Raw genomic sequence first — 18,118 nt, 5'->3', positions numbered from 1 at the left:
GGTGCTGATCGAGGCAGGTCACTACGCCTTCGCGCTCGCCCTCGGGCTCTCGGTGTTGCAGCTCGTCCTGCCGCTCTGGGGCGCGCGGACCGGCGATCCGGTGCTGATGGGGATCGCGCGTCCGGCCGCCTTCGGAGTCTGCGGCCTTCTCCTCTTCTCCTTCGTGGCGCTGACCGCCGCCCATGTCACGTCAGACTTCTCGGTCGCGAACGTGGTCGAGAATTCCCACACCCTGAAGCCGATGATCTACAAGGTCTCCGGCGTCTGGGGGAACCACGAGGGCTCGATGCTCCTCTGGGTTCTGATCCTCGCCGTCTTCGGGGCGCTCGTCGCCGCGAATCCGCGGGCGGTGCCGCTCCGGCTCCGCACGCTCGCGCTCGCGATCCAGGCGTCCGTCACCTGCGCCTTCCAGATCTTCGTCCTCTTCACCTCGAACCCGTTCCGGCGGCTGGACCCCGCCCCGCTCGAGGGCAACGACCTCAACCCGATCCTCCAGGATCTCGGCCTCGCGATCCATCCGCCGCTCCTCTATGTCGGCTATGTCGGCTTCTCGATGACCTTCGCCTTCGCCATGGCGGCGCTGATCGACGGTCGCGTGGACGCCGTCTGGGCGCGGGCGGTGCGGCCCTGGGCGCTGCTGGCCTGGAGCTTCCTCACGCTCGGCATCGCGATGGGCTCATACTGGGCCTATTACGAGCTCGGCTGGGGCGGGTTCTGGTTCTGGGATCCGGTCGAGAACGCGTCCCTCATGCCGTGGCTCGCCGGCACGGCCCTCCTCCACTCCGTCGTCGTGATGGAGAAGCGCGAGGCGCTGAAGATCTGGACGATCCTGCTCGCGATCCTGACCTTCTCGCTGTCGCTGCTCGGCACCTTCCTGGTCCGCTCCGGCGTGCTCACCTCGGTCCACACCTTCGCGGTCGATCCCGGCCGCGGCATCTTCATCCTGATCATCCTGTCCGTCTTCATCGGCGGCTCGCTCGCGATCTTCGCATGGCGGGCGCCGGCCCTGCGCCAGGGCGGGCTCTTCGCCCCGATCTCCCGCGAAGGCGCGTTGATCCTGAACAACCTCTTCCTTGCCAGCGCCTGCGCGACGGTCTTCCTCGGCACCCTCTATCCCCTCGCACTCGAGGGAATCACGGGGGACAAGATCTCGGTCGGGGCGCCCTATTACGCACTCACCTTCGTGCCGCTCGTGGTGCCGCTCCTCCTCCTTGTTCCCTTCGGTCAGCGGCTCAGCTGGAAGCGCGGCGACGCGCTCGCGGCCGGGCAGCGGCTGCTTTTCGCGATGGCGGCCGCGATCGTGCTCGTCCTCGCGCTCGTCGCCATGCAGGCAGGCGGGCCGGTGGCCGCACCGCTCGGAATCGGGCTCGGCGCCTTCCTGGTCCTCGGCTCGATGACCGAGATCTGGAGCCGGTCCTGGGTCCCGGGGCGCGGTGCGGGTCTCGCCCTCCGCCGCGCCGTCGGGCTGCCGCGCGCGACATGGGGCAGCGTCGTCGCGCATGCCGGGATGGGAATCACCGTGATCGGACTCGCGGCCCAGGCCTGGAGCGGCGAGACGATCGCGACCGCCCGGACCGGCACCGTCCTCACGGTCGGGTCCTACCAGGCGAAGCTCGTCTCGCTCGGCACGAGCCCCGGCCCGAATTTCTCGGCCCAGGTCGCGACGCTTGAGGTCAGCCGCGACGGTGTCGTGCTCGGCCCCGTTCAGGCCGAGAAGCGCAGCTTTCCCTCGCGCGAGATGACCACGAGCGAAGCCGGAATCCTGACCCGCGGCGTGAGCCAGTTCTACGTGAGCCTCGGCGAGGTCTCGCCGGATGGGTCGGTCGGGCTCCGCCTCTACGACAAGCCGCTCGTTCTCCTGATCTGGCTTGGTGCCGTCGCGATGGCGGCCGGCGCCGCCCTCTCGCTCAGCGACCGGAGCCTTCGCGTCGGCGCCCCGGGCCGGGTGCGCACGACGAGCCTGGTTCCAGCCGAGTAGGGCGCTCGGCGCGGGTCGAGCACTCGGCCGCCCGGATCGGAAGGCCCGGGCAAATGACCGGGTTCCGGATCGACACCGCGCCATCAGCTATGCCAGGATCGAGCGTCTCGACGGGGAGGTCGCCATGGCCATGTCCGACGCTACTTATCTTCGGCCGACGATGCCGAACCGAATTCCGGATGCCCGGATCGTCGGCATCGACGACCTGAAGACCGCGCTCGCCAAGGGCTATGCCGATTTCATGGCGATGCCGAGCCACCTTATCTTCGTCGGGCTGATCTATCCGATCCTCGGCGTCTTCCTGTCGAGCTTCGCCTTCGGCGAGGCCACCATGCCCCTCCTTTTCCCTCTCGCCTCCGGTTTCGCCCTCGTCGGTCCGCTCGCCGGGATCGGGCTCTACGAACTCAGCCGAAGGCGCGAGCGGGGCGAGGTGCCGACCTGGACCGACGCCTTCGCGGTGCTGAGGGGACCATCGATCAGCGCAATCCTCGGGATGGGCGTGGTGCTGGTGGTGATCTTTCTGCTGTGGCTCGCGACGGCCTACGGGCTTTTCAGCGCGATCATGGGCCAGCGGGCCAATGCGAGCTATCCGGACCTGATCCGCGAGATCCTGACCACGGGCCGGGGCTGGGCCCTGATCCTCGTCGGCAACGCGGTCGGACTCGCCTTCGCAATCCTGGTCCTGACCGTCAGCGTGATCGCCTTCCCGATGATCCTGGACCGAAATGTCGGGATCGGAACGGCGATGGAGACGTCGCGAAAGGTCGTGCTCGCCAACCCCGCACCATGGCGGCCTGGGGCGCGATCTTCGCCGGGCTGCTCGCGCTCGGCTCAATCCCGCTCTTCATCGGTCTCGCGATCGTGATGCCGATCCTCGGCCACGCGACGTGGCACCTCTACAGGGCCACGGTCCAGCCGTGATCGCCCCTTCGTCGTCCGCGGATTTCACGCGGCCGCTCCGGGCGCTATAGCCTGGACGGGCCGCTCCGGCTCGCGCCTCGGGAGCCGTCGTGGCCGACCGTTCCGACTACGACGTCGTCATCCTGGGCGCCGGTCTCGCGGGTCTGAGCCTTGCCGTGAGGCTCGCCGACCTCCCCCAGATCCGGACGCTCGTCCTCGAGCCGCGCACGCATAGTCCGCGCGATCGGACCTGGTGTTCCTGGCGGCTCCTCGACCATCCCTTCGCGCCAGCCGTTTCGGCCTCCTGGCAGAGCTGGGAGGTAATGCGGCGCGATGCGGCCGGCCGGCCGGTCGCGGCATCGCAGACGAGCGCCGAATGCCCCTACGACATGATCCCGTCGGATCGGCTCTGGGACGTCGCACTCTCCCGGCTCGACCGCGCGCCACAGGTCGAGCTTCGCATGGGCTGCCGGGCGCTCGGCATGGCGGAGCGAACCGACGGCGTCACCGTCACGACCGAGGCGGGCCCGATCGAGGCGGGCCTCGTCTTCGACAGCCGGCCGCCCCCGCCCGGCCCGCCGGGCGATTTCGTGCAGCGCTTCCTCGGCCAGGAGGTCGTGACCGAGGCCCCGGTCTTCGATCCGTCGCGGGCGACCCTGATGGATTTCGACGTGCCGCAGCATCCGGGGGTCGTCCACTTCCTCTACGTCCTGCCGACATCGCCGACCGAGGCGCTGGTCGAGGATACGTGGCTCGCGCCGGCGCATGTGCCGCTGCCGGACCATCGCGCCGCGATCCGCGAATATCTCGGCGCGCGTTTCGGCGTGACCGCCTTTACCCCTCGCTTCGAGGAGGAAGGCGCGATCCCGATGAGCCCCGGCTTGCGGGCGCCGGAGGCGGCCGGACGGGTGATCCCGATCGGGACGGCCGGCGGCGCCGTCAAGCCGTCGTCGGGCTATGCCTTCCTGGCGATCCAGCGGATGGCTGACGAGCTCGCGGCCGGGATCGCCGCCGGCCGGCGACCCACGCCCTTTCGCGTCCGCAGCCGAACCGCCAGCTGGATGGACGAGGTCTTCCTGTCCGCGCTGCTCCGCGCGCCGGAGATCGCGCCGCATCTCTTCGTCAGCCTGTTCGCCCGCTGCCGGCCCGAGCCCTTGATCCGCTTCCTGAACGATGTCGGCAGTCCAACCGACATCGCCCGGGTGATCGCCGCGATGCCGAAATGGCCGATGATCGACGCGGCATTCCGGACGCCTCCGCCCCTCTTCGGCCGGTAATGTCTCGTCGAACGGGGTTGGATCGCGACTGAAACCATTCCATCGTGGCGACGGTGTCCGCGAGCGGGCGGATCGGGAAAGGCAGGACAAGGATGCGGGTCATCGTGTTGAGCATGGTCGCGTGTTTCGTGGCGCCGGGTCTGGCGGCCGCCCAGGACGCCGCCGCCGGCGAGCGGGTCTTCGCCCAATGCCGCGCCTGCCATCAGGTCGGACCGAGCGCGAGATCGGCGGTGGGCCCCATTCTGAACGGACTTTTCGGCCGCAAGGCGGGGAGCTACGAAGGTTATGCCTATTCGCCCGCAAACAAGAATTCCGGCCTGACCTGGGACGAGGCGACCTTCCGGGACTATATCAAGGATCCGAAGGCCAAGATCCCGGGCACGAAGATGATCTATGCGGGCCTGAAGAACGAGCAGCAGGTCAACGACCTGGTCGCTTACCTGAAGCAATTCGATGCCACCGGAAACAAAGCCGCGAATTGAGGAGCCCGCATGACGATCACGGCTGACCTGACGGGACGCACCGTCCTCGTGACCGGCGGCGCCTCCGGCATCGGCCTCGCGGCCGCGACGCTCTTCGCGCGCTGCGGCGCCCGCGTCGCCCTGAACCATCTGTCGGATGACGCGCGCGGCGAGGAGGCGGTCTCGCGCCTTCGCGCCGAGGGGTTCGACGTCGTCGGAGCGCCCGGCAACGCGGCGAAGCCCGGCGACGCCGAGGCCATGGTCGAGAGCGCGATCGCCTCGCTCGGGCGGCTCGACTACCTCATCAACAATGCCGGCGTGACCGGGACCGTCGAGCCGATCCCGTTTCCGGAACTCGACCGGATGACGGACGAGTTCTGGCAGAAGATGCTGGGGACGAACCTCGTCGGCCCGTTCCGCTGCAGCCGCGCCGCGGCGCCGGCGTTGCGGGCCTCCAAAGGCGCGATCGTCATGACGGCCTCCGTCGCGGGCCTCGGCCGCCGCGGCTCGAGCATCGCCTATGGCGCCTCGAAGGCCGGGCTCGTGAACCTGACGAAGGCCCTGTCCCGGGCGCTCGCGCCGGATGTGCGCGTGAACGCGGTCGCGCCGGGGCTCGTCGACACGCCGATCACGGCGCCCTGGCCTGAGAGCCGCAAGGCGGAGACGCGCGACCGCACCCTGCTGGCCCGCCTCGGCCGGCCCGAGGAGATCGCGGAAGCCATGTTGTTCCTGGCCGCAGGCGCGAGCTACATGACGGGCGAGGTGGTGGTCGTCGACGGCGGCTTCAACTGAGCAGGTCCTGCCCGGCCGTGCCGCGCCCGTGATCTCCCCGATTCCCCATGACGAGAGCCGCATGATCGACCTCTATTCCTGGACCACGCCGAACGGCCGCAAGGTCTCGATCGCGCTGGAAGAACTCGGGCTTTCCTACGAGGCGCATGCGATCGACATCTCGAAGGACGAGCAGTTCCAGCCCGACTTCCTGAAGATCGCGCCGAACAACCGCATCCCGGCGATCGTCGACCGGGAGACCGGGATCAGCCTGATGGAATCCGGCGCCATCCTGATCTACCTCGCCGACAAGGCCGGCGCGCTGCTGCCGCCCGAGGGCGAGGCCCGCTACCGCGTCATCGAATGGCTGATGTGGCAGATGGGCGGGCTCGGCCCGATGGCCGGCCAGGCCCATCACTTCCTGCGCGCCAACAAAGGCGCCTCGGCCTATGCGGAGGAGCGCTACGTCGAGGAGGCGAAGCGGCTCTACGGCGTTCTCGACCGCCGCCTCGAAGGCCGCGACTATATCGTCGACGAATACTCCATCGCCGACATCGCCTGCTGGCCCTGGGTCTCGCGTTACGCCTGGCACGAGGTCGATCTCGACGCCTTCCCGAGCGTGAAACGCTGGTACAAGGCCATCGCGCTCCGGCCCGCCGTGCAGCGCGGCTACCAGGTCCCGAAGCACACGGGCGACATCCCGATGCCGGACTGACCGGAAGGCACGACATGCCCGCGCGATCCCTCACCCGCCGCCAGGCGACCGGCCTCTTCCTCGGCGGGGCCGCCGTCCTCGTGGCCCGGCCGGCCACGGCGGAGACGCGCTGGCGCATGGCGACGGAGTATCCGGCGAGCGCCATGCCGGGCGAGGGCATCGCGGCCTTCGCCCGGTCGCTCGCCGAGTTCTCGGGCGGCGAGATCGCGATCGAGCCGGTCTTCGACGCCAAGGGCGAGTTCCGGTCGGCCGAGATCGTCAAGACGGTCGCCGCGCAGCAGATCGAAGCGGGCGACGCCTTCGGACCGGCGCTCTCCGCCCTCGACCCGCTCTTCGCCCTGTCCTCCCTGCCCTTCCTGGTCCGGTCGGTGGCGGATGCCCGCCGCCTCGCCGACCTCGCCCGCGACGCCTATCTCCGCTCGCTCGCGGAGCGCGGCCTCGTCCTCCTCTACGTGACGCCCTGGCCGCCGACCGGGCTATGGACCCGGACCGACCTCGCCTCGGTCGACGCGCTCCGGGCGCTCTCGGTCCGGGCTTACGACGCGAGTTCCACCGAAGTCCTCCTCCGGGCGGGCGCGAAGGCGCAGAACCTGTCCTTTGCCGATGCGATGCCGAAGCTGAAGGACGGCAGCGTCGACGCGGTCCTCTCCTCGGGCGACGGCGGCGCCGGCCGCAACCTGTGGCAGTTCCTGCCTCATTTCGCGGAGGTGAATTACGCGATCCCGCTCTCCTTCGCGGTCCTCGACGCGAAGGTCCATCGCACACTGCCCGACCGGATCCGCCAGGCCGTCGACCGGGCCGGCGCCGCGACCGAGGCGCGCCAATGGGAGGCGCTCCGCACGCGGCTCGACGAGAACTACGCCCGCATGCGCCAGAACGGCGTCACCATCCGGACCGAACTCGGCCCGGCGATCGCCTCGCTCCTGCGCTGGGCCGGCGAGGCCACGATCGCCGACTGGCGCACCAAGGCCGGCTCGGCCGCCCTCGCCATCCTCGACAGCTTCAAGCAGGGCTGAGGAGCCATGGGCCTGGCGTCGCCCGACACACGGCGGCGATCTCCCTCCCCGGAGGGGAGGGCCGAGTCGGCGAGGCCGAACCGGGGTGGGGACACGCGGCCCGGGCTGTCCCCACCCCGGTTCGAAGCTCCGCTTCGACTCGCCCTCCCCTCCGGGGAGGGAAAGGCCCGCGAGCCCGCTCGGGCCACATTCTGACGCGCACGACATGGCCTCGATCCGCACCGCCGACCTCCTCGCTCTTATCCAGAACGGCCTCCCCCCAGGCTCGCCGACGGCGCGCGTCGTCGTGGTCGGCGCCGGCATGGCGGGGCTCGTTGCCGCGCAGCACCTGCACGATGCCGGACACGAGGTGACCGTGATCGAGGCTCGCCAACGCGTCGGCGGCCGGGTCCGCACGCTGCGCGAGCCCTTCACGCACGGGCTCTACGCGGAAGTGGGCGCGATGCGGATCCCGCGCGCCCACAAGCTCTCGATGGCCTATGTCGAAAAGTTCGGCCTCGCGGTCGAGCCGTTCACGATGAACAACCCGGAGGGCTTCTACCACCTGCACGGCCGCAAATGCCGCATCAAGGATGCCGAGATCGATTTCGACCAGCTCGGCTTCGACCTCGCGACCGGCGAGCGCGGCCGCACGGCTTTGGCTCATTGGAACGCCGTCATCCAGCCCTTCGCTCACCGGGTGGAGCAGGAGGGCGAAGGCGTCTGGGACCGGATCTCGCACGAATACGATCAATATTCGACGCGCGAATTCCTCGAGGCCAACAACTGGTCGGAAGGACTGATCGAGACCTTCGGCCTCCTCGCCTCGCAGGAGGCGGTGATGAACATGTCCTTCCTCGAGCTGCTGCGCGAGGAGGTCGGCCAATACTATGTCGACATGGTCGAGATCGCGGGCGGCATGGACCGGCTGCCGCGCGCCTTCGTGCCACTTCTCGGCTCCCGCATCCGCTTCGGGGCCAAGATGTTCGCGATCGAGCATGACGACACCGGCGTCAGCATTCACTACCGGACGGCCGGCGGACGCTTCGCCGTGCGGGGCGATTATGCCGTCGTCACGGTCCCGTTCCCGGTGCTGCGTCACATCGAGATCGCCCGGCCGCTCAGCTACGCGAAGCAGCGAGCGATCCGGCAATTGCATTACGACGCCTCGGCCAAGGTCCTCCTCCAGTTCAACCGCCGCTTCTGGGAGGAGGATGACGGCATCTATGGCGGCGGCTCGGTCACCGACCTGCCGATCCGCAACGCCTATTATCCCGACCACGGCCGCGAGACCGGCCGCGGCGTGGTGCTGGCGAGCTACACCTGGGCCGACGACGCCCAGCGCTGGGGCTCGCTTTCCGAACACGACCGCGTCGTCCAGGCGCTGGAGAACCTCGCCCTCATCCACCCCCAGGCGCAGATCGAGTTCGAATGCGGCGCCTCGAAGATGTGGCACCACGACGAATTCGCCGGCGGCGCCTTCGCCATGTTCCAGCCCGGCCAGCAGACGGCCCTCTTCCCCCACACCATCGCCCCCGAAGGCCGCCTCCACTTCGCCGGCGAACACGCCTCCCTCCACCACGCCTGGATCCAGGGCGCGATCGAATCGGGGCTGCGCGCCGCGCAGGAGGTGCATGAGGCGGCGGGGCGGGTGTGAGGATGACGTGGGCGATCCAAGGCGCGCACGTTACGCCCTCGCCGCTCCCGGCACCTCGCCGGCGGTCGCCCTGCTGCCGTTCTTGAGCAGGGCGCGCTGACGCTCGAACATGGCGCGATCCGTCTCGGCCTGTGCCGAACGGTCGAAGATGGACACCAGGACGCAAGTAGCGAGAGCAAGCGGCAGGGTGATCAGCGTCGGCGGGTCCAGCGGGAAGATCGGCTCCGCATAGCCCAGCACCTTCACCCAAACGGGCGGGCCGACGATCGTCAGCAAAAGCGCGCTCACGAGCCCGACGCTCCCGCCGATGACGGCGCCCCGCGTCGTGAATCCCTTCCAGTACATGGCCAGGATCAGGACGGGGAAATTCGAACTCGCGCTGATCGAGAAGGCAAGGCCGACCATGTAGGCGATGTTCTGCCGCTCGAAAGCGATCCCGAGGAGGACGGCCACGATGCCGACCCCTAGCGTCGCGATCTTGGCAACCCGGACCTCGTCGTGATCGCTCGCCAATCCCCGCTTGAGCACGCTGGCGTAGAGGTCGTGGGACACGGCCGAGGCAGCCGCGAGCGTCAATCCCGCCACCACAGCCAGGATGGTGGCAAACCCGATCGCGGAGTTCAGCCCGAGCAGGATGTTGCCGCCCAGTGCATGCGAGAGGTGGATCGCGACCATGTTGCCGCCACCGATCGGTGCGCCGTTGGGCCCGAGGTATTCGGGGGAGGATGCGACGATCGCCAGGGCGCCGAACCCGATGATGAAGATCAGCGAGAAGAAGTAGGCCACGATGGCGCAGCCCCAGAACATCGAATTGCGGGCGGCGCGTGCATCCGGGACCGTAAAAACGCGCATCAGGAGATGCGGCAGGCCGGCGGCCCCGACGAACAGCGCCACCGCGAGCGACAAGGTCGAGAACGGCGAGGCCGCGAAGGTCGAAGGCTGCAGGATGGCGCCGTGCTTGGCATGGACTTCGACGGCCTTGGCGATGATCCGGTCGTAGCTGAAGCCGAAATACGACAGGGTGAGTAGCGCCGTGAAGGTCGCCGTGCAGAGGAGCAGGACGGCCTTGATGATCTGCACCCAGGTCGTCGCCACCATGCCGCCGAACATGACGTAGCAGATCATCAGGATGCCGACGCTCAAGACGGCGTATAGATAGGGCAAGCCGAAGAGCAACTGGATGAGCTGCCCCGCTCCGACCAACTGGGCGATGAGATAGAACGACACGATCGACAGCGACGACAACGCAGCCAGCGTCCGGACGGGCCGCGGCGACAGCCGAAAGGCGATCACGTCCGAGAAGGTGTACTTTCCCAGCCGGCGCAGCGGATCCGCCAGGAAGAAGATGATCAGCGGATAGCCGAGCGTATAGCCAACAGCATAGACGAGACCGTCGAAGCCGGTTCCGAAGATCAGGCCGGAAAGTCCCAGGAAGGCGCCCGCCGAGATGAGATCGCCAGCGAGCGCCAGCCCGTTCTGCGCGCTCGTGACCTGGCCGTTCGCCGTGTAATAATCGGCGGCCGATCGCGTTCGGCCCGCGGCCCAATACGTGATGACGAGCGTGATTGCGACGAAGAATACGAACAGGCCGATCGCCGTGACGTTCAGGCCACTCTGCGGCGTCCGGGTGGCAGCCTGGCTCAGCGCCACGCCGGTCCCGGCGAGCAATGCGAGGCCGCCTCCCGCAAGCCGGATCATGCCCGATCCTCGAGCGCGTTGGCGACCAGGACGTGGAGACCCGTGCAGAGTACCGACGTCCAGATCAGGCCGATCGCGTAGAGGAACCAGAGGCTGACCGTTCCACCCTGCACTATGGGACGGGCGAGATAGCTCGGCGCGAAGGCGGCAAGGCCCATAAACAGGAAGAATAGCGAGCCCAGGAAGGCTAGCAGGCCGACGCCTAGGTGGAATGTGTTTAGACGCACTTGCGCACTCCCTGGCACCAACTATCTCGAATTTACCGACGGGTAAGCAGGAGGTCTACAGACGCCCTGACACATCAAGAAGCAGTACTGCTAAAACTTTATTCAAAGCGGCGGCAAAACGATCATGGGATGACGCCGTGGGACGTTGATCGTCCGGCAGTGTCGGTCTTAGATGCTGCCCAACCTCTTTGTGCGGACAGCTCCACCATGTACCGTCTCATCAGTGCGACCCCCAGCCCTTATGCGCGCAAAGTGCGTATCCAGCTGGCCGAGAAGAGCATCCCGTTCGAGCTGATCACGGAGGTGCCGTGGAACAGGGATACGGCGACGCCCAAGTATAATCCCCTTGAGAAGCTGCCTGTTCTGATCTGCCAGAATGGCGATAGTGTCTACGAATCCCGGTTCATCAACGAATGGGTCGAGCTGAAGCATCCGGAGCCACCGCTCGTTCGGGCTGACCCGGACGAGATCATCCTCACCAAGCGGTTCGAGGTGCTGAGCGACGGAATCTGCGACGCCTGCGTGCTCGTTTTTTGGGAGCGCGCACGGAGCGAGGCCGCCCAAAGCCAGGAATGGACGGCGCGCCAGCTCAGAAAGGCTGAAGGTGGTTTGCGCGAGATCTCCCGCCTTCTCGCCGACAACGAGTATTGCGTTAGCGACCGGCTGACCCTCGCAGATATCGCGGTCGGCAGCTGCCTCGGTTGGCTCAACGTGCGCATGCCGGAGATGCCGTGGCGAGACAATCATCCTAACCTTACGGCGCTGCACGATCGGCTGGAGGAGAGACCCTCGTTCAAGGGCTCGGTACCGTACGCGCAGGTCATCAGCGACCCGGTGGTCTGATCCCCGCTAGATGATGCGGCGACAAGCTTGACACCAACGATGTACTAGGAATATAAGCAGACATCCTCCTCGCCGAGGGGCGCTCTCGCGAGGCGTCGTGATGGCGGGGGAGGATCGGCGCCTGCGGGCGGGGTTCGCGGCCCCGCACTCGGGAGGCCGGTCCAGATCCGTCCCCCCGGTACTACGGCCGGGGCGCGCCGAAGGCGCTTAAGGGCGGCGGGCGAGGTTATGGCCTCGTGGCGCCGTGCCGAAGTCCGGAAGGTCCGGTCCGAAATCGCCGCGCGCGGGGCGCCGAGAGGCTCTCCAAACTACCAAGATCAAGCGTCCGGCGTCTCGTGCCCCTCGACCTGTTCTTTGAAGCATCCCGTGATGACCGACCTGGGGACCGGGAAGGACGGTGCGTGGGCGGGGCACAGGCTCTTCCACCGGCGGCGTCATGCTGAGGAGCCTCGCAGCGGCGTCTCGAAGCACGCGACCGGCTTGGTGGAGGGGGCGTGCGTCCTTCGAGACGGCCGGCTGTGCCGGCCTCCTCAGGATGACGCGATGGGTGGATGCCCGCACGGAGAGGATCGCTTCCAGTCTGCCGCGCTTCCGTGGGTTTCGGGTTCTCGCTTTCAGCAAGCCCCGGAATGTCGGGGGTGGCCGCCGCCATGCTGCGCTTCCCCTCTCCGCGCGAGCCGAGCTAAGGACGGGGGGTCAGGAGGACGGAACGGGCATGGCGAGGATCTCACGCCGGGGGGTGTTCGGCATCGGGGCCGGGGTGTCGGTCGCCTTCGTCGATGCGGAGGCGCCCGCCGTCGCGCAACCGGCCGGCGGGCTGCCGCCGACCTTCACGCTGCTGCTCGTCAACGACATCTACAAGATGGGCGAGACCAAGGGCCGGGGCGGGTTTCCGCGGCTCGCCGCGATCGTCAAGGCCGAGCGGGCGCGCGGCGTGCCGACCCTGTTCTGCCATGCGGGCGATACCTTCTCGCCCTCGCTGATGTCCGGCTTCGACCAGGGCGAGCATATCGTGGCGCTGACGAACCTGATCGAGCCCGACGTCTTCGTGCCCGGAAACCACGAATTCGATTTCGGCAAGGACGCCTATTTCAAACGCATGGGCGAGGCGCGCTTCCCGTTCCTCGGCGCGAACGTGAGCCTCGCGGACGGCTCGCCCGTGCCGGGCATGCGGCCCTCGCAGATCTACGGCTTCGGCCCGGTGAAGGTTGGCCTCGTCGGTCTCGTCATGGAGGAGGTGCCGCGGGTCTCCCATTCCGGCGACCTTCGCTTCAACCCGGTGATGCAGACGCTGCGGACCGAGGTCGAGGCGCTGCGGGCCCGGGGCGCCGACATCCTGGTCGCCGTCACGCATACCGACCGGGCGGTCGACAACCAGATCGTCCGCTCGCGCCTCGTCGACATCCTGCTCACCGGCCACGACCACGACCTCGCCATCACCTTCGACGGCAAGACCGTGATGGTGGAATCGAGCGAGGAGGGAAATTTCGTGACCGCGATCGACGTGACGGCGACGGTTTCTGGCGAAGGCCTCGCCCGCACCATCGCCTGGTCGCCGAGCTTTCGCGTTCACGATTCGGCCAAGGTCGTGCCCGACCCGGACGTGACGCGCGTGGTCGCGGCCTATGAGGGCGGCCTCTCGGCCGTGCTCGACGTCGTGCTCGGCACGACGGCGGTCGCGCTCGACAGTCGCACCGGCGTGGTCCGCTCGGGCGAGGCCGCGATCGGCAACCTCGTCAGCGACGCGATGCGAGAGACGACCGGCGCCGACGTGACCGTGATGAATGCGGGCTCGATCCGGGCGAACGAGATCTATCCGGCCGGAGCGACGCTCCGCCGTCGCGACATCCTGTCGGAACTTCCCTTCGGCAACACCACGGTGCTGGTCGACCTGTCCGGTGCGGACATCGTGGCCGTGCTCGAACACGGCTTCTCGGCGGCGGGCGAACCGAGCGGCCGCTTTCCCCAGGTCTCCGGGCTCAGGGTCGCCTATAGCGGACGCGCTCCCGTCGGCCGCCGGGTCCGGACGGTGACGGTCGGCGGCGAGCCTCTCGATCTCGCACGGCGCTATCGGCTGGCGGCGAACAACTTCATGCTCGGCGGCGGCGACGGCTACACCATGCTGGCGCGCGGCCGGGTGCTGATCGGCGCGACCGACGGCAAGCTCGTCGCGACCGAGGTGATGGACTACGTCCGGGCCCGCGGCGAGGTCAGCCCCGCGCTCGAGGGCCGAATCGTCGCCCTCGACTAAGACGCGACGCCCGTTATCAAGCTTGGCAGGAGGCCGGCTCCGCAGATAAGTTGCAGCGTGTGGATCGGCGCGGGGACGTGGCGGATGCGGGCGGCTCGACGGGGCAGAGGAACGGCCCGCCCGGGACTCTTCGGCGCTCCGGTGTTGGGTCAGGGGTGACCGCGTGAGCAACGACCTCGCCGCGGTCCTGGACGGGATCGTTCGTCGGCACGGCAACGGCATCCTGAGCGACCGGGCCCGGCTCTTCGCGCTGCTGCGAGACTACGCCCCGGGCGACCTCCGGGCCGTGCGTCTCCTGATGACGGCCTACGATTCCGGTGCCGCCGGACGGCTGCAAGCGCAGGGCGGCGCGGGACCGACCCCTCTCCAGGACGAGACGGACCGGATGGTGGCGGGCTACGGGGCGAGCCCCGATCTCGCCCGGGCAGCCATTCTGACCTGGGCGGCGTTCGCCGCCAGCACGGCCGGCGGGGCCAGCACGCAGCCGATCCGACCTTTGCCGCTCCCGGGCGAGCCGGTGCCGGTGCGGCCGCTTCCCGGCTCGGCTTCGCCGGCACTGTCGTGGAAAGCGGCTCTCGCGAGATGGAGCCTCGTCATCACCGGGCTCGCTCTCCGGCTCGCCCGTCGCCTGCGCCGGCCCCGCGCATCGTAGCATCTGGGTAGACACGCGCCCGACCGCGCTCACAGGAACGCATCATGGACGGCACGCCGAACGACGAGCCGGATCTCTCCACCATCCTGGCGGACATCCTGCGCGAAGACGGGACCGGCATTCTCGAGGAGCGCTCCCGGCTGCTGGAGACGCTGCGGGACCGCGCCCCTCACGATCCGCGCGGGGTGCATCTTCTCATCACGGCCTTCGACGCCGGCGTCCCGACGCGGCTACGGGATGGCGGTCCGGCCTCGGATTTCAAGATCGGTCAGGAAACCGCCCAGATCGTCGACAATTTCGGCTCGAGCCCCGAACCGGCCCGGGCTGCCGTCGAAACCTGGGCGAAGGTCATGGCAGGGGCGACGAGCATGCCGGCGAGACCGGCTCCAGCGTCGTTCGCCGATCCCCTCCCCGCGACGGCATCCGGCACGGCAAGCCGCTCCGACCTCGTCGAACCGGCGGAGCAGACGGGGCCGACATCCGTCCAGCCCGCGCCCGACGCGCAGCCCGTCCCGGCCATTGAGCCGATTGGAGCGGCGGCGGCCGCCATGCCGCCGGCGCGACCGAAACCGCTCCCCCTGCCCCAAAATGGTGGGCCGTTTCCCGTCAGGCCGCTTCCTCTGCCAGGCGCCCCGAATCCGATCCCGGTCCGGCCCCTTCCCGCGACCCCGGGCGGCGTGAAGCCCCTGCCTCTTCTAGGCACGCAGGCCACAGCCCCTGCACCCCCGCAAAGATGGGGCGTGATCGTCCCGGTGGTGCTCGCGGTCGGTGCAGGAGCAATCTGGGCCAGCGGCTATTTCGATGGCCAGCCTCCAAGGACGGCGGCCCCGAAGCAGGGAGATCGGGCGCCGACGTCCGGGCCGCAGCGGGGGCCGGGGCCGGCGCCCGCGTCGGATCCGGGACCTTCCCCGGGACCGAGGACGCAAGCCGGAAGCAGCGTGACGGATGAGGGCGTGCAGATCGCCGAGATCGAGAAGCTCCTCCCCTTCCCGGCCCAGGCGATCGACGGCGCTCCGAATTCGCTGATCTTCACCTTTGGCCTGAAATCGGGATCGGGCACCTTCACCTATCAGGCGGCGGTCGGGTTCGAGAGCAGCAACACGAGTGGACAGGGGCTCATCAAGGCGGTGAAGCGCGGCCGGGAGGCGACAACCGGAGAAGTCCCGGTCACCCGCATCACCCAGCCGGACGGCTATGTCGGGTTCACGATGGCGGGGATTTTGAGAGGCGAGGCGATCGGGGCGCCCTCGATCTGCGTTTCGGCCCTTGTCGGCAAGAGCCCGGACCGGTTCGACGTCGCCGCCGGGCAGGCAGGATTCTGCGCCTTCAACGTGACGGCCGGAGGGATCTGCGGCGAGACGAAGCTCGGTTGCGGCGACCTCGTGCCGCGATAGGCGCCGCCGCGCCATCAACGGCCTGGGTCTTAGCGAGGATCTGCTCGCAAAAAGACCTGCCGGTTCTCGCGGCAGATCAGGAAGGCTTGGTCAAGACTGCAATGCTTGGCGGCGCAACATCGGGCTGCGTCGGATCACTTAGCTCGAGAGTTGCGGACTACTTTCCGAGGCGCTGGTTGGTGAGTTCACCCTTGCTGCCGCCGAGCGCGTTGCCGAGATTTGCAGGCGCCTGAAGGCCAACCGCTACGAAGGCGTTCATGCCCCCGGCATTGTCGGCCGTCGAGCCGGAATTGCCCGCCTTCAGCGCGTTCGAGACACCGGACCCTGCGGGAAGCGCGTTACTGAACAGGTTGTCGCCGGATGCCGGAACAGCCGACGCCGTCGCGAGCTTGCCGTTCATGGAACCGGCGGTCAGCCCGGCGCCCTTCAGCGCCGCCGAGGTGGCATCGGGCGTGCTCCTCATCGCATTCGCGAAGATGTCGCTCTCGGTGGACGCAGCGTTCAGCTTGATTGCGTTCTTCGATGAGCCGGACAGCGCGAACGAATGGGCGGACAGACTGTTGACGGTGGCCGTCGACGAAAGATCGCTCGAAGTCTGCGCGGTGCTTGCGTTGGATAAGGTCATCGCCGCAACAACAGCCAGAATAACTGTGCAAAACTTGCTCATGGAGGTCAGCCCTCTGATCAGAGTAGAGTTCGCCCTCTGAACGGAGCCTAGCTATACGGCGCAATTGGGCGTTTCAATGGCCCCGGTAAGGAATTCTGTATCACGCGTCGACGCCTCGGAGAACCTTCGGCCCAGGGGTCTTGCGTCGCGATGATGATCGGGAGAAGTGTAGCGCGCGCATCCGGCGCTGAATTTGTGATCTGGCGAGGAACCGTCACATGATGTCACGCGTGGTTTCAGCTTTGGCAGGTCTAGGACTTGCCATTTCCGTTACGGCGGGAGCCCAGGCACAAGGTATCCGGCTGGATCGCCCGGTCATCGGCCAGCCGACACAGGGCGGCAGCCCAACCGGAGGCGGCGCAACCAGCGGGCTGGTCACGGGCATCACGCCCGAACAGGGACTGCGCCTGCTGCAGCAGGGCGGGCTTCAGAAGGGCGAACTCGTGACGATCGATGGCGGCGGGAAAGCCTTCCGCGGCGAACTCGCCGGCTTCAAGGTCGTTGGGCTGTTCGTGGGATGCCAGGGCAGCAATTGTTCAAGCATCGCTTTCTACGCTTTCTTCCAGGCCTCAGATTCCGTCGACGGCAACTTCCTGAACGCGTTCAACCGCGACAGCCGCTTCAGCCGCGTATTCCTCGACAAGGAGGGATCACTCGTCCTCAGCATGGACATGCATATGGGGGGCGGCGTGAGCCCCGCGTTCATCACGCAGACGGGTGCGTTATTCGGCGCCTCCCTCAAATATTTGTCGGAATTCCGTCCCTCCTGAACGGGTAGACGGGCCCGAGCATCGGGCTCTTCGGCAGACATGTTCCGAGCGGCCTCCCGATTGCCCCCGGGAGGCCGCTTTCGTGTGGCAACGCAGCGCGGGGCTAGGACCAGCGGGTCTTGGCAGGAGATGGCTTCTATCGACGCCCAAGCTCACGCTTTCGAGCGCCGATCGGTGATCCGCATCGGCATCACGGGGCACCGTCTCAACAAGCTCCCGGAGGCAACGCGTCGGGCCGTGCGGCTCGCGCTGTCCCGGACGTTTTCGCTCCTCGATCGAGCCCTCGCGCAATCGGGTCCCGGCCAAACGAGGCGCGACATCGAGATCGTGAGCGCGCTCGCGGAAGGAGTAGACCGCATGGCGGTCGAGGCCGCTCCCCCGAGCTGGCGCCTCGCAGCGCTTCTGCCGACGCCGCGCCGGGATTACGAGAGAGATTTTCTCGCCGAGGGCGAGACGGCGAGCGCGTCGCTCGACGACTTCCGGACGCTGCTCGGACGGGCGACGTCGGTGACGGAATTGCCGATCGTGGGCTCTGACGATGTCAACGAGGACGTCGCGCGGAGCCAGCAATACTCCGCCCTCGCCTCCCGACTTGTGAGGCAGATCGACCTGCTGGTCGCCGTCTGGGACGGCGGACCTGCCGAAGGGCCGGGCGGCACAGCCCACGTCATCGAGGAAGGGACACGATGCGGAATGCGCGTGATCTGGATCGATCCGCGCCGGCCCGAGGACGCGCAAGTCCTCTCCGGCTTCGTCGCCGGTGATCTTGCGCAACCGATCGTGTCCCGCCTGGAGGCGAGCGCGTTCGCAACGCTGATCGAGGCGGGCTTGGGTTCGCGCCCGGCCTGAGCCTCGGCAAGAT

The 18,118-nt window shown here is 68.1% G+C and carries 17 protein-coding genes; 14 read left to right on the top strand and 3 right to left on the bottom strand.

Annotated features, from left to right (window positions below; translation table 11 throughout):
- Window position 1: 1 nt before the first annotated feature.
- The 8 genes from ACFE87_RS14885 to ACFE87_RS14850 all read left to right on the top strand — a co-directional run bounded on the left by ACFE87_RS14885 (window position 2) and on the right by ACFE87_RS14850 (window position 8,754).
- Window positions 2-1,978 carry a heme lyase CcmF/NrfE family subunit gene (locus tag ACFE87_RS14885; protein ID WP_375460432.1) on the top strand — a complete coding sequence of 659 codons (1,977 nt, stop codon included), beginning with the start codon at window positions 2-4 and terminating at the stop codon, window positions 1,976-1,978.
- A 124-nt stretch (window positions 1,979-2,102) separates the two neighbouring features.
- A complete protein-coding gene (locus ACFE87_RS14880; protein ID WP_375460431.1) occupies window positions 2,103-2,843 on the top strand; it encodes a DUF2189 domain-containing protein in 741 nt (246 codons plus the stop codon).
- A gap of 145 nt (window positions 2,844-2,988) precedes the next feature.
- Window positions 2,989-4,155 carry a lycopene cyclase family protein gene (locus ACFE87_RS14875; protein WP_375460430.1) on the top strand — a complete coding sequence of 389 codons (1,167 nt, stop codon included), beginning with the start codon at window positions 2,989-2,991 and terminating at the stop codon, window positions 4,153-4,155.
- Window positions 4,156-4,247: 92 nt separating this feature from the next.
- Complete coding sequence (locus ACFE87_RS14870) at window positions 4,248-4,637, top strand: c-type cytochrome (protein WP_375460429.1); 390 nt, start codon at window positions 4,248-4,250, stop codon at window positions 4,635-4,637.
- 9 nt (window positions 4,638-4,646) lie between these two features.
- Window positions 4,647-5,408: an SDR family NAD(P)-dependent oxidoreductase gene (locus ACFE87_RS14865; protein ID WP_375460428.1), complete on the top strand. Its 762-nt coding sequence runs from the start codon at window positions 4,647-4,649 to the stop codon at window positions 5,406-5,408.
- Between the two features lie 61 nt (window positions 5,409-5,469).
- Window positions 5,470-6,102, top strand: a complete 633-nt coding sequence (locus ACFE87_RS14860) for a glutathione S-transferase family protein (RefSeq protein ID WP_375460427.1) — start codon at window positions 5,470-5,472, stop codon at window positions 6,100-6,102.
- Window positions 6,103-6,116: 14 nt separating this feature from the next.
- On the top strand, window positions 6,117-7,118 hold the full coding sequence (locus ACFE87_RS14855; protein WP_375460426.1) for a TRAP transporter substrate-binding protein: 1,002 nt from the start codon (window positions 6,117-6,119) through the stop codon (window positions 7,116-7,118).
- 205 nt (window positions 7,119-7,323) lie between these two features.
- The gene (locus tag ACFE87_RS14850) at window positions 7,324-8,754 is read left to right on the top strand and encodes a flavin monoamine oxidase family protein (protein ID WP_375460425.1); all 1,431 of its coding nucleotides are present in this window, start codon (window positions 7,324-7,326) and stop codon (window positions 8,752-8,754) included.
- A gap of 30 nt (window positions 8,755-8,784) precedes the next feature.
- On the opposite strand, the gene actP is transcribed toward ACFE87_RS14850, so the two are convergent.
- A complete protein-coding gene (gene actP / locus ACFE87_RS14845) occupies window positions 8,785-10,452 on the bottom strand; it encodes a cation acetate symporter (protein ID WP_375460424.1) in 1,668 nt (555 codons plus the stop codon).
- A complete protein-coding gene (locus ACFE87_RS14840) occupies window positions 10,449-10,679 on the bottom strand; it encodes a DUF485 domain-containing protein (RefSeq protein WP_375460423.1) in 231 nt (76 codons plus the stop codon). Before ACFE87_RS14840 ends, actP begins: the two co-directional genes overlap by 4 nt.
- Before the next feature lie 207 nt (window positions 10,680-10,886).
- On the opposite strand from ACFE87_RS14840, the gene ACFE87_RS14835 reads away from it, so the two are divergent.
- The 4 genes from ACFE87_RS14835 (at window position 10,887) to ACFE87_RS14820 (ending at window position 15,819) form a co-directional block, all read left to right on the top strand.
- Complete coding sequence (locus tag ACFE87_RS14835) at window positions 10,887-11,522, top strand: glutathione S-transferase C-terminal domain-containing protein (RefSeq protein WP_375460422.1); 636 nt, start codon at window positions 10,887-10,889, stop codon at window positions 11,520-11,522.
- 715 nt (window positions 11,523-12,237) lie between these two features.
- Complete coding sequence (locus ACFE87_RS14830; protein ID WP_375460421.1) at window positions 12,238-13,773, top strand: bifunctional metallophosphatase/5'-nucleotidase; 1,536 nt, start codon at window positions 12,238-12,240, stop codon at window positions 13,771-13,773.
- 163 nt (window positions 13,774-13,936) lie between these two features.
- Complete coding sequence (locus tag ACFE87_RS14825) at window positions 13,937-14,425, top strand: hypothetical protein (RefSeq protein ID WP_375460420.1); 489 nt, start codon at window positions 13,937-13,939, stop codon at window positions 14,423-14,425.
- Between the two features lie 44 nt (window positions 14,426-14,469).
- On the top strand, window positions 14,470-15,819 hold the full coding sequence (locus tag ACFE87_RS14820) for a hypothetical protein (protein WP_375460419.1): 1,350 nt from the start codon (window positions 14,470-14,472) through the stop codon (window positions 15,817-15,819).
- Window positions 15,820-15,976: 157 nt separating this feature from the next.
- On the opposite strand, the gene ACFE87_RS14815 is transcribed toward ACFE87_RS14820, so the two are convergent.
- Window positions 15,977-16,486, bottom strand: coding sequence for a hypothetical protein (locus ACFE87_RS14815; RefSeq protein WP_375460418.1), 510 nt, complete (start codon window positions 16,484-16,486; stop codon window positions 15,977-15,979).
- 218 nt (window positions 16,487-16,704) lie between these two features.
- Here ACFE87_RS14815 and ACFE87_RS14810 point away from each other — a divergent pair, with 218 nt between their 5' ends.
- Window positions 16,705-17,256, top strand: coding sequence for a YbjN domain-containing protein (locus tag ACFE87_RS14810; protein ID WP_375460417.1), 552 nt, complete (start codon window positions 16,705-16,707; stop codon window positions 17,254-17,256).
- 174 nt (window positions 17,257-17,430) lie between these two features.
- Window positions 17,431-18,105, top strand: a complete 675-nt coding sequence (locus ACFE87_RS14805) for a hypothetical protein (protein ID WP_375460416.1) — start codon at window positions 17,431-17,433, stop codon at window positions 18,103-18,105.
- The last annotated feature ends 13 nt before the right edge of the window (window positions 18,106-18,118 follow it).

The organism is uncultured Enterovirga sp. (assembly GCF_964242715.1).
GTDB lineage: Bacteria > Pseudomonadota > Alphaproteobacteria > Rhizobiales > Beijerinckiaceae > Enterovirga.
This window is presented reverse-complemented; position numbering and strand designations above follow the sequence as displayed.